The 11,804-nt window shown below is 69.8% G+C and carries 8 protein-coding genes; 1 reads left to right on the forward strand and 7 read right to left on the reverse strand.

All coding sequences use genetic code 11. From position 1 onward, the window contains the following. Nucleotides 1-38 precede the first annotated feature (38 nt). The 7 genes from ACZ4EG_RS40255 to ACZ4EG_RS40285 form a co-directional block, all read right to left on the reverse strand. Nucleotides 39-452, reverse strand: coding sequence for a hypothetical protein (locus ACZ4EG_RS40255; protein ID WP_453558946.1), 414 nt, complete (start codon nt 450-452; stop codon nt 39-41). Between the two features lie 15 nt (nt 453-467). Continuing rightward, entirely contained in the window at nt 468-4,958 is a 4,491-nt protein-coding gene (locus ACZ4EG_RS40260; RefSeq protein ID WP_467794159.1) for a polymorphic toxin type 27 domain-containing protein, read from the reverse strand. A gap of 61 nt (nt 4,959-5,019) precedes the next feature. After that, entirely contained in the window at nt 5,020-5,958 is a 939-nt protein-coding gene (locus ACZ4EG_RS40265) for an FG-GAP repeat domain-containing protein (RefSeq protein WP_453558940.1), read from the reverse strand. Between the two features lie 246 nt (nt 5,959-6,204). Further along, on the reverse strand, nt 6,205-7,548 hold the full coding sequence (locus tag ACZ4EG_RS40270; protein WP_453558937.1) for a hypothetical protein: 1,344 nt from the start codon (nt 7,546-7,548) through the stop codon (nt 6,205-6,207). Continuing rightward, nucleotides 7,538-8,101, reverse strand: coding sequence for a DUF6114 domain-containing protein (locus ACZ4EG_RS40275; RefSeq protein ID WP_453558934.1), 564 nt, complete (start codon nt 8,099-8,101; stop codon nt 7,538-7,540). Before ACZ4EG_RS40275 ends, ACZ4EG_RS40270 begins: the two co-directional genes overlap by 11 nt. A gap of 118 nt (nt 8,102-8,219) precedes the next feature. Then, complete coding sequence (locus tag ACZ4EG_RS40280) at nt 8,220-8,873, reverse strand: DUF6230 family protein (protein ID WP_453558931.1); 654 nt, start codon at nt 8,871-8,873, stop codon at nt 8,220-8,222. Nucleotides 8,874-9,532: 659 nt separating this feature from the next. Next, nucleotides 9,533-10,504: a tetratricopeptide repeat protein gene (locus ACZ4EG_RS40285; protein ID WP_467794160.1), complete on the reverse strand. Its 972-nt coding sequence runs from the start codon at nt 10,502-10,504 to the stop codon at nt 9,533-9,535. 221 nt (nt 10,505-10,725) lie between these two features. Here ACZ4EG_RS40285 and ACZ4EG_RS40290 point away from each other — a divergent pair, with 221 nt between their 5' ends. Beyond that, nucleotides 10,726-11,352: a TetR/AcrR family transcriptional regulator gene (locus ACZ4EG_RS40290; RefSeq protein ID WP_467794161.1), complete on the forward strand. Its 627-nt coding sequence runs from the start codon at nt 10,726-10,728 to the stop codon at nt 11,350-11,352. Nucleotides 11,353-11,804: the final 452 nt, after the last annotated feature.

The raw sequence follows: 11,804 nt of genomic DNA on the forward strand, positions 1-11,804 counted from the left end.
CCTGTGGCAGGGGGCGCCCTCAGGCGTTTCACGCCGGGTCAGTCGACGGTTCCCGACTCCACGGGGAAGTCCGGGGGCCAGGGCTGGGAGGCGTCGTACAGGGCCTCGCGGTCGCCCATCAGCTCGTACTCGGCCTCGCGCCAGCTCGGCCTTCCACCGATCACGAAGCTGTCACCGTCGGGGTCCAGCATCCAGGTGTACCCGGCGTCGCCCGGGTCGAGCTTGTGCCGATCCCGCAGCACGGCGAACTCCTCGGGAGTGGCCCGTCGGATGTGCAGACCGTCGCGGTAGTACGGCTTGAGCAGCATGAGTTCCACGTGGCCGAAGTAGACCTCGACGTGCGTGGTGGTACGGTCCACGGCGAGTGCCTCGCTGGCAAGGAACAACTGCCGGTGCGAGGGGTTGAATCCGACCACCCGGAACAGCCGTCCTTGACGGATGAAATCTGCCATCTGCGTATCCTCTCCCTAATCCGGCACCGGCTCGCCGTTGGGGAATGTGAAGCGCTTGGGGAAGGCCGGCTTGCCGGCCCAGTACCAGTCGATCGACTTCCAGCCCCGGTCTCCCAACCGGACCGACTTCCGGAGCTGGGTCATCTCCCAGGCAGTGCCGTACCCGTTGCCTCGCACGGTCTCCCAGTCGCCAGGTTTGATCGTCTCCCCTCGCTTCAAGAGCCATTCGAGAGCCTCGTCCGCCGTTTTGGCACCTTCGACTCCGTCCAGCGACACGGACAGTGTGACGTTCGGGTTCTTGACGGCCCGTTCCACGCCGACCGTCCAGACCGGTCGCACGCCCATCCCCATCGCCTCGGGCAGTTCGTCGGCGAACGCCCTGCCGTTGAACGTACGACCGCCCAGGCTCTTGGCGAGGTCGTCACTGAAGGGATTCATCCCGAGGATGATGTGATCTCCGTCGTTCGCCAGGTCCTTGAGGATCGCCTCGATGCATTCGTTGTGCACCAGGACCGGCTGCGAACCCGCGTACACGTAGTACGTGTGGTTCTTCTCGACCTCGAAGTTGAAGACCCGGACGGGTCCCTCGACCACAGAAGTGCCGAGGACCTGCGTGGAACCGCCGTCCCGGGTCTCGAAGGTGTCTCCGGCGCGCAGCTCACCCGCCTCGACCCAGCCGCGCTCGCGTACCCAGAAGCGGTGGGTGCCGGTTGCCTTGACTTCGCCATCGGCGGTTCTGATCCGGACCAGGGACGCCACGGTCCGGTGGAACAGCTTCAGCACCCGCTGCAGGGACTTCTTGCCGGTCGCCTGGTCCTGGGACCAGACACGATCACCGACCTTGATGTCCTCGATGGGTTTGGGTCCTTCGGCCGTCGCGACCTTGGTCCCCGCGGGGAAGCACTTGGACAGCAGGGCCTTGCCGCCGAGCTTCTCCAGTTGGGCGATCGCGGACGCGGCCAGTCCCGAGCCGCGCAGCCCCCACAGTGCCGTACTGATCCGGGTGCCGTCCCGCAGTGCCATGCGCACCGCAAGCGCCGCCTCGACAGCCTTCCCAAGCAGGCTGGGCAGCACGATGCTCCCCGCGAGCCACAGGCAACTGCTGATCCTGCCCTTCCAGCAGCCGGTGATGTCGCTGACCGCGGCCATGGCCACGGACTTGAGGATCTCCGCGGTGAGCTTGTAGCCGTTGATGTGGACTTTCTTCTCTTCGAACTTCACATCGAGCGGCACGCTCGTCAGGTAGTCCCGCTTGAGACCGGCGCCGCACTTGCTGCGGTCGACCCCGGGCAGCGAGCAGGTCTCCAGATAGAAGTCCATCTCGCCGTAGACGTGGTACTTGAGGTCGATGTCGCAACCCGCGTCGGGACCCGATCCGGTGCCCACGCAGTCGCTCTGGGGATCGATGTCGACCAGCGTGTCGCCGCTGGGCCGCATCACGACCCCTTCGATGCCGGTGCCGCCGCCGTCGGCCGTACGACCCCGCTCCTCCGAGTCCTCGAAGTTGGCCTGCTGGGTGCGGATGGCGTCCTGGGCGGCCTCGACGGCGAGCTCGCGGGCCTTCGCTGCCGCCGCCTCCGCGGTGGCCGCGTCCTTCTCCGCCTTGTCGGCGACGTCCCGCGCACTGGCGGCGTCGCCCTCCGCGGCACTCGCCGCACTGCGCGCGCTCGCCGCGTCCCGCTCGGCGTCGTCGGCCTCGGAGTCGGCCTGGGTGGCGTATTCGTCGGCCGAGGTCGCGGCCTTCTGTGCCGCCTCCGCGTCCTCCTTGGCTTGTTTGTCGTACTCGACGGTGTTGGCCTCGGACAGCTTCGCCGCCTTCGCGGACGCGTCCGCAGCGTCCGCCGACGCCTGGGCGTCCGCCGCGGAGTCTGCGGCCTTCGCCGCGTAGTCGGCCGCGTTCGCCGCGGCCTCCGCCGCCGCCTTGGCGTCGGCGTCCGCCTTCGCGGCCTGCGCCTTGGCCTCTGCCGCCGCCTTGGCCGCCTGCGCCGCCTTGGCCTTGGCCAGCGCCGCCTGCTGCTGCGCGGCCGTCTTCGCGGCCTGACCCGTCAGCACGGCGAGGCCCGCCGAGGAGTCGGTCTCCGCGTACGGGGAGCCGAGTTCGATGGCGTCGTTGGCGGGCTTGACCACCTGGGCCGCGGAGTCGCGGGCTGCCGCCGCGGCCTGCGCGGTGGCGTAGGCGTGGCCTGCGGCCCGGATCGAGTCGGCACCTGCCAGGTTGGCCTCGGAGCGGGCCACCGTGGCGTCGCCCTTGGCCTTGGTGGCCGCCTTCTGCGCGGTCTCCGCCTCCGCCTTGGCGGCGATGGCGTTCCACTTGGCGGCGGCGGAGGCGGCGATGGCGTCGGCGGCGGCCGCGTGGGCCTTCTTCACCGATGCCTCGGTCACCTTGACGTCTGCCTTGGCGTCGTCCGCCGCGGCCTGGGCGCGCTTGGCCGCGCCCTCGGCCTTGGTGGCCGCTTCCCGTGCGTTGGTGGCGGCGTCCGTGGCATCGTTCGCCGCGCTGCGGGCCTCCGTCGCGGCGGTGGTGGCGTCGTCCGCCGCCTTACGGGCCTTGGTGGCCGCGTTGCGCGCCTCGATGGAGTCCTCGGTGCTGTCCACGGCGGCCAGCAGGGACTCCGCGGCCTCCGCCTTCGCCAGCAGGCTGTCCCGCCGCTGCTCCGCCTGCCGAGCCCCGGCCCGGGCGGAGGCGGCCCTGCCCTCGGCGGCGACGGCCGCGTCCTTCTTGTCCGCCGCAGTCTTGCCCGCCGCCTGCGCGTCGGAGAGCTTGTCGGCCGCGACGGTGCGCTGCGACTTGGCCCGCTCGTCGGCGTCCTTCGCCTTCTGGCGTTCCGCGGCCGCCAGGTCCTTCTGCGCCTTGGCGTAGTCCCGTTCGGCCTCGGCCTTCTTCCGCTTGGCGTCGGCGTCGGCGGCCGCGTCCTTCGCGGTCTGCTCGGCGGCCTTGGCCTTGTTCTCGGCCGCCTTGGCGTCGGACGCGTGCTGAGCCGCCTCCTTGGCCTGTGCCGCGGCACCCTCGGAGGCGGCCTTCGCCTGGGCCTCGGCCTCCTGAGCGGCCTTGCGCCGGAACTCCGCCTTGGTCGCGTGCGCCTGGGCGTTGGCCAGATCGTTCAGCGTCTTGCTGTCGCCGGCCGAGGCACGGGTGGCCTGGAAGGCGGTCTCGGTCGCCTTCGCCGCCGCCTGGGCCGCCGCCGCAGACGCCTTGGCGATCTGGGCAGCCTGCTGGCTGTACATCAGGCCCCGGCCGCGCGGCAGCCCGGCCTCGTCGGCGATGGCGTACGCCTCGTCCTGCGCCTTGGTGACCTCGGCTGCGGCCTTCTTGGCGTCGAGCGCGGCGCGGGAGACCACGAAGAGACGGCCGGAAGCGCGTCCCTGCGCGTCCGTGATCCACTTCTTGACCTTGTCGAACTCCGCCTTCGACGGGTAGTCGTTGGGGTGGTCGGCCGGCTTCTGCTTGGTCCAGTACGCCTGCCAGTCGGTGAGGCGGCCGGCGATCAGCGACTGACCGAGCGACTCACCGAGGGCCTGCGAGGCTGCCTTCAGATCTGTGGACGCTCGTGCCTCCGCCACCAGGATGGCGTTGCGCTGGGTCTTCTGCCCATCCAGCTCGCTCTGCCATTCGGTGGCCGCGGTGCCCAGCTCCTCGGTCAGCGCACTGTGTGGGTCCGCCGGGTTGCTCCAGGTGCAGGAGGCGAATCGGGCCTTGAGGTTCTCCACGTCGATCCGGAACTCCATGGAGTCCGGGTCGGGCGCGGTGGTCGGGAAGCCGCCGTATTGGAGGAACAGACGTGCGTCGTCGGCGTACAGGCCGTGCATGTGCTGCAGGAAGTACCAGGCCTCACGGTCGTCGTAGTCGTCATGACTGTCTGGCGAGTAGCGGGCGTTGTAGACAGCCGTGGCCGCGTCCACGGAGTCCTTGCCGGCCTTCGCCTGGACGTCGACGTAGAAGTCGTCCTCCTGCTTCCAGTACTGGTCGCCGATCCAGCCGCTGAGGCCGATCTTTTGGAACGGCGTGGGGGGCTCCACCCACTGGAAACCTGTGCGCGTGTAGCCCGGAGGCGGATCCGTGACCGCGAGGGACTTCTCCCACACGTCGGCGCGGCTGCCCAGTTCGGCCGACTTCGCCTCCGAGGCGGCCCGATCCTTGTCGAAGGCGACGGAGAGCGGGGTGTCGGTCCAGTACTCCCTGTTCGCTGCCGTGTGCAGTTGCTCCGGCGTGCCGGCGAGGCCGGTACGTGCCACCTCCTTCATCGCCGGACCGCCCTTGCGCAGGACGTAGTTGAGGCGGCATTGGTCCTCGCGGAGCTGCTCGGCCTGCTTGAGTTCGGCGGGCGTGCCCGGGGTGTCCGCGGTGGCCGCGACGGGCCTGGTGATGTCGGGGAGGTGGCCGCCGGTGACCGCGATGACGGCGGCGGTGCCGAACGCGGTGGCGGTGGTGAGCAGCCCGCTCCAAATGCCTGGAGACCGGGCTCCGTTCCGGCGTCTGCGCCGGTCTGGAGACGCGTGTGAGCGCATGCGAAAATCAGCCGTTCTGCTGAAAAAGGAAGGGGGAAGGAGAGAAAGGGGTGACGGACGCTCAGAAGAGCAGGTCGTACCCGGACCAGATGATCGAGCCGATCTCGGTGCGCGCGGCGAAGGGGGCCGAGGACTTCCCGGTGCCCTTGTAGAGCCACAGCGTGCCCGCGTTGTCCACTGCGATCAGGTCCGGCTTGCCGTCACCGTCGTTGTCGCCCACGGAGACCAGGTCGGAGTAGCTCTTCCACCCTTTGCCGCCGATGGTCGCGACCGTGACACGGGTACCGAACACGGCGTCCGCGGTGGCGTTTCCGGTGCCCGGATAGAGGTAGAGCGCGCCGGCGGTGCTGCGCGCGAGGATGTCGGCCTTGCCGTCGCCGGTGTAGTCGCCACGGCCGGTGATCTCGTTCATCTCGTCCCAACCGGACGCGCTCGCACGGACCTTGGCGGCCAGAGTGCCGTCGACCTTGCCCTGGTAGAGCCAGAGCGCGCCGTCCTTGTCACGGGCCAGCAGATCGGGCTGGGCGGTGCCGGCCAGGTTGTCGGCGGAGACGAGCAGGTTGTAGGCGCCCCAGCCGGTGCCGAGCACCTTGGTGTCGTTGCCGCGCTCGGCCGTGTAGTAGAGCGTGCCGTCGATGACGGCGTACAGGTCGGTGCCGGTGAGGTTGCGGGAGATGTTGGCCTGGGCCAGGGCGGTGGCGTCGGTGTAGCCGCCGCCGAGGTCGAACCTGGGCTCGAAACCGCCGTCGCCGGTGGGCTCGTAGTCGTAGAGGCGGCCGTCCTTGTTACGGGCGAGGAGCGGGAACATCCCGGCGCCTTCGCCTGCGGCCTGCTGGAGGAGCGGCGCCCGCTCGGGGCGCGTGACATGCGCTGCTGCTTCGGGTCCGGAAGGCGAGGTCGGTGCGACGTTCGCGGTCGTCATTGCGAGGACGGCGGTCACGGCGAGTCCCGCTGCGACCGAGGCCGCCCGGCGCACCGGACGGCTGATGTGACTGAACATGGAGCGCGAGATCCCCCTCATCAGGTCATCGGGGGAATTGCGCACCTGCACGGCAGAACTTCACGACACGACTGTCATGGCTTCGGCATGGTGCCCCCCGCACCGGGGCTGGTCATGCCCACGGCAAGTACACGCTATGAGGCAGGTGTGAAACTTGTAAAGGCCCACTAATGGCCGTGGCCTGGCCCCCATGAGAGGAGGGCCAGGCCACGGCATTGCGGCTCCCGAACGGGCTTGAACGGCCGCTCAGTCGGTCGTGTACACGCGCATCCCGGGTACGTGAAGGGTTCCGCCGAACTGAGCGGCCTGCGTCACCTTCACCTTGGTGAAGTAGATCAGGGGGATGTTGAGCGGCGGCGGGCTGTCCGGGCTGAACGTCACGGGGATCAGGCCGAACAGGTTGCCGGAGATGCTCTCCGTGTACATCACCGTGTCACCGTCGCGGATCGTGGACGTCGAGCCGGAGGCCGCCTGCACGTGGTAGGTCTTGCCCGACTGCTTGTCGTTCACCGTCTGGTGCAGGTCTCCGATGTCGGTTCCGCCGGAGATGACGTACTTCAGCACCTTCTTCGTGGTGCCGTTGGCCGTCTTCACCTCGACGATGCCCTGGTAGTCGGCGCCCTTGAGCAGCAGCGAGCTGGCGTTGAGGTACCAGGGGTCGTCCGCCACCGGCACCTTGTTGTCGACACCGCTCGTGTCGTCGGTGGCGGCCGGGCAGTTGTCCGCGGCCGTGGTGGAGCTCGCCGACGGGCTCGGACTTGCGGTGGCCGTCGCGGCCGCGTCGGCGGCGCTCTGGGCCGCCGTGGTCGCCGTGTCGGTGGCCGTCTTGACGGTGTCGCCGACCGTCTTGGTGGCCGTGCCGACCGTGTCCTTGACGGTGTCGGTGGCGGTGCTGCCGGACGCCTTGCTGTCGCTCGACGAAGACGAGGAGGACGACGAAGGCGACGGCGTGGCCGTGGAGGCCGACGGCGTGGGGCTCGCGGTGGCGGTCGAGTCGCCGCTGCCCCCGGTGAAGACGTCCTTGATCGCGTCACCGATCGTGTCGAGCAGGTTCCCGCTGGTCGCGGACGGCGACGGGGTCGCGGTCGCCGTGTCGCCGCCACCGGACGACGACGTGTCCGACGAACCCGACGAGGGCGTGGCGGACGGCGCGGGCGTGGCCTTGTCGGCGGAACCCGAGTCCGACGAAGAGGTCTTGCCCGAGGACGAGTCCTGCGCCGCGGCGGACGCCGTGGGGGTCGGCGTGGCCGTGTCCGTGGGGCCCGTCGACTCGCTCGCCGACGCGGAGGGCGTCGGTGTGGCCGAGGGGCTCTGGGACGCGTCCAGGGCCTTGACACAGTCCTTGTACTCGTCGGCGGTCAGGCTCTTCGACGACGGCGGCGTCGTCGAGTTGCCGTCGGCGAGGGCGAGGCTCGATGTGAACCCCATGCCCATGAGCACCGCGGTCGGCATCGCCACCGTGGCTATCGCCTTGCCTGCCGGCATGTGGAACCTGGTGAACAGCGGCTTCTTGGGTGCCGCATGCCGCGGCCCGGTTCTCACACGGGACTCGTCCACATCAGTCCCGTGGGTCACCTCGTCAGCCGGCACTGTGCCTCCCGTTCGCCCCGTTCGCCGGGCTCGTTCCTGACAGGTCGTTCAACTCGCCCGCGCCGCCCATGTCCTTGTCGAGCGCAACCTCGGGTGCGGCCTCGGGCGCGCCACCCTCGCCGGTGGTGGCCCCCTCGGCCGGCTCCGGCTGCGGAGGCACTCCCGGCGCCCACGCCACGGCCATCGCTCCGCCGACGAGGGCGAGCAGGAAGCCCATGAGGAAGCCGCCGAAGTTGGAGACGGGGAGGGACACCAGCCCCAGCAGGATCGCCGCGACACCCGCGAAGGTGCGCACGTGCTTCTGGAACCAGAGGCTGACGCCCAGTACGACGAGCAGCACGCCGATGATCAGGGAACCGGCCCCGGCGGTGGTCGCCATGGCCAGCGTCAGATGTCCGACCTGGAGGTTGAAGTACGGGAAGTACATGATCGGAAGACCGCTGAGCAGGACAAACAGACCGGCCCAGAACGGACGAGTGCCCCGCCAGGCGCGGAACTGCAGCCTCCGGCGGGTGAACTGGCCGGGTACGACGGCAGGAATCTCGGCGCTCATGGAAAACAGCTCCCTGGTGCGGCGTTGCTGTGGTGGTGATGTGTGCCGCGCGTGAAGACGCGGTCATAAGGGGGAACGGGCGGGGGCGCCATCGGCTCCCCCGCCCGTCAGCGAGCGATTAGTAGCACTCGATTCCTGCGCCGCTGCCCTTGTGCAGCGACATGTGCAGACCGCTGAGCTTGAAGGTTCCGGCGGTGGTCGCCCACGCCGTCTGCTTCACGTTGCTCAGGTCCGCCGAGTCCGCCTGCTGGGCGAAGCCGAACGGGTTGGCCTGCTCACCGTTGCCCTTCATGCCCGGACCCTTGCTGGCGTCCTTGGCGGCCACACCGATGTCGATGTTGTGGAAGGTGGCGTCGGCGTCGAGGGTGTCGACGTCGATGTACAGGTTCTCCGCCTGGACCTGCTTGGCCTCGTCGGAGCTGTCACCCGCCTCGAGGCGCAGCGTGACATCCCCGAGGATCGGGATGTCCGGGGTGACGACCGACTGGCACATCTTCTGGATCGTGGCCGACTTGAAGGCCGAGACCGCGACGGGGTGAGCCGTCTTGCCGCCGGACATCGTGTAGCCCTGGTCGATCGCCCCGTACTGCGCGAAGCCCTTGCCGTGGAGCTCCTGCGCCGTCACCTTGAACGACTGACCCGAAACGCTGAACGACGCGGCCAGAGCGCCCTGCGCGAGGGCGACACCTATACACGCCGTGGCGGCGACGCTGGGCACCATGACCACAGCGAACCGCTTCCATCTGGTCCCGCCACGCACCTGGGACTCCATATTTCCTCCTTCTCGGACGTACATCTCCTGGCCCTGACTAGTCACCAGTCGGCGGCTCAGCCGGGCAGGGATGGGAGAAGTGCTACGTCCTCGGGAAGGGGAGCGCCCGTACTCAGAGGCGCGAACCGCGCCCGAATCACCGGCGATCACCCCCGAGCGACAACCACTGGTCGCGCCTGACACGCATCACGCACAACCTGCTGGACAGGCTTCGCCGTGATGGCGAAGACCCCCCTGTCCAAGAGCCGGCGCCACTGCCGCCGACTCTGCTCGGTGGGGACCCAGTTGAACCCGTGCACCCGACCGGCTGTCGGGGTGGGGGAATGGACCGAGCGTGGCCGATCGTGGTGCATTCTCGCCGCCCGCACAAGGGGGTTCGTTACTCACTAGTAACGGCCGGATAACCGAACAACGACCCGGCGGTCTCAGAGGGACACCCTCAGTGGCATCCAGGGGCAGAGCAAACCCGTTCACTCTTGGACAGAACCAGACAGAACTACGTCCTGGATTTACTCCGAGTAACAGCGGCCGCGATTACCAAGATTTGGTAAAGCGCGGCCGCACTGACGCCTCGTAGGCAAATCTTTCACTCGGGCATCACACGACGTGACGTTTAGCAACTGGTCAGAACCGGCCCGCCGCCCCGCTCGGGATCCCGGTCAGAACAGCGCCCGGGCCAAGGCCCGGCGTGCCCCGATCACTCTCGGATCCTCTGCACCGACGAGCTCGAAGAGCTCCAGGAGCCGACGACGTACGGCATCCCGGTCGTCACCCGCCGTGCGCGCCACCGTCTCGATGAGCCGCCCGAAGGCGTCCTCCACATGGCCCCCGACCAGATCCAGATCGGCGGCGGCGATCTGCGCCTGCGCGTCCGCCGGCTTCTCGGCCGCGCCCCTGCGCACCTGCTGCGGGTCGACGCCCTGCACCCGCTCCAGCAACTCGGCCTGTGCCAGACCCAGTCTGGCCTCGGAGTTGCCCGGGTCCTCGCTCAGCACGTTCTTGTACGCCTGGATCGCCCCGCCCAGGTCACCCGCGTCCAGGGCCTGTACGGCGGCTTCCAGGACCGCGTCGTGCGGCCCGGCCGGCGCCGCGGGGGCCGCACGACCGCCCGGCTCGGCGTCGGGGTCGACGGTCAGGCCGGTCAGCCCGAAGCGCTGCTCGGCGACCTGCACCAGTTGGTCGAGGGTCTCCCGGATCTGCTGCTCGTCGGCCGCCCCCTGGAAGAGCGGCAGGGCCTGGCCCGCGACGACGGCGAAGACGGCCGGGATGCCCTGCACCCCGAACTGCTGCATCAGCATCTGGTTGGCGTCGACGTCGATCTTCGCGAGCAGAAAGCGCCCGTTGTACTCGACGGCGAGCCGCTCCAGGACGGGGCTCAGCTGCTTGCAGGGCTGACACCACTCGGCCCAGAAGTCGATGACGACCGGTACCTCTGCGGAGCGCTGCAGTACGTCGAGTTCGAAGGTGGCCTCGTCGACGTCGATGACGAGTTCGGCCGGGGAGACGGCCCCCGCCCCGCCCCGCCGGGCGGCGTCGGCGCGCGCCTGCTCCGCCTTGGCCTTGGCCTCCTGGGCCGCCTTCACCGCGGCGAGGTCGACGACGCCGCTCATGGACATGTTCCGTGGCTGCATGCGTCTATCCTCCCCCGTTCCCGCGCGTGAGTGAAAAACGATGTGAAAGCGCCGGGTCCCCACCCCACGCCACTGGTCCGTCGTGCGTGTGCGCCGCCCGCGCACGTCCAGCGCGAGCTTTCGCTACGACTCGTAGCGTAATCCAATCGAGGGTCTCCGCGACACCACGCCCCGGTGATCTCCCTCACGACTGCACAAGAACGGCCGGTTATGGTCGTGGGATGCAGAGCCGCACTCCCGCCACCCGCGCCACCGGTCGCCCGCGCAACGCCGCCGCGGACACCGCGATCCTGGCGGCGACCCGGCAGGCGCTGGTCGAACTGGGCTGGTCCAAGCTCACTCTGGGAGACGTGGCCACGCGGGCCGGGGTTGCAAAGACGACGCTCTACCGTCGCTGGTCGGGCAAGAACGAGCTCGTGGTCGACGCGGTCGCCGAGCTCTTCGACGAACTCGTCCTTCCCGACCGCGGCTCCCTGGCGGCCGACATCGAGGGCGTGGTGCTCCAGTTCGCCGCGATCCTGGCCCGTCCGGAGGCGAAAAGTGGCTTGATGGCGGTGGTCACGGAGTCGACCCGGGACGACGCGCTGCGCGCGCGCATCCGCGACTCCATCGTGGACCGCCAGAAGTGCCTGGTCCTGGAGGGCCGCGCACGGGCCCAGAGGCGCGGCGAGCTGCCCCCGGAGTCCGATCCGCAGGAGGCGGCCCGCACGGTGGACCTCATCTTCGACATGGTGGCGGGCGCGGTGGTGCACCGCACGCTCGTGAGCGCGGAGCCGGCGGACGAGGAGTGGGTACGGAGCTTCACGCGGGTACTACTGCTGGGCCTGACGGGCGCCGACGCGGACTGAGCCGGCTCACGCGGACGGCGGGCGCGTCGAGTGGCTGACGAACATGGCCCACTCGGGCTCCCACACCTCGGCGACCGCCGTCACCGGGCCGCGGACGCCGTCCGGGCCCAGGCGTGCCACGGTTGCCGATCTGCGAAACCCCCGTGCGGCCGGCGCACGTGACATCGAGGTGCACCTCCGGGTTCCGGCAGACGATCGTCAGCCGGACCCCGTGGTCCCCGCCCGCGTCGGAGGCGCGGCCGAACCGCTCCAACTCCGCCGCGTCGGGCCGCAGCGGCCAGGACTCCGGCGGCCTGCTCTCGTCGTCCCCGACCAGCGCGTACCACTCCCCCAGGCTGGGATGCGGGGCCGCCGGCCGCTCGGCCGGCCCGGAAGCGGACTCGGGCCTGTCGCCCCAGCGGGGAGCCGGCATGACGCGCCGCCCAGCATGCCCTCGGGGCGGTGGGCGGCGC

It is taken from the genome of Streptomyces sp. NPDC025638, from assembly GCF_055558775.1.

Coding starts and splice junctions, on each gene's coding strand:
- ACZ4EG_RS40255 (WP_453558946.1), bottom strand. CDS start 452: ATGGCAGATTTCATCCGTCAAGGACGGCTGTTCCGGGTGGTCGGATTC.
- ACZ4EG_RS40260 (WP_467794159.1), bottom strand. CDS start 4,958: ATGCGCTCACACGCGTCTCCAGACCGGCGCAGACGCCGGAACGGAGCC.
- ACZ4EG_RS40265 (WP_453558940.1), bottom strand. CDS start 5,958: ATGTTCAGTCACATCAGCCGTCCGGTGCGCCGGGCGGCCTCGGTCGCA.
- ACZ4EG_RS40275 (WP_453558934.1), bottom strand. CDS start 8,101: ATGAGCGCCGAGATTCCTGCCGTCGTACCCGGCCAGTTCACCCGCCGG.
- ACZ4EG_RS40280 (WP_453558931.1), bottom strand. CDS start 8,873: ATGGAGTCCCAGGTGCGTGGCGGGACCAGATGGAAGCGGTTCGCTGTG.
- ACZ4EG_RS40285 (WP_467794160.1), bottom strand. CDS start 10,504: ATGCAGCCACGGAACATGTCCATGAGCGGCGTCGTCGACCTCGCCGCG.
- ACZ4EG_RS40290 (WP_467794161.1), top strand. CDS start 10,726: ATGCAGAGCCGCACTCCCGCCACCCGCGCCACCGGTCGCCCGCGCAAC.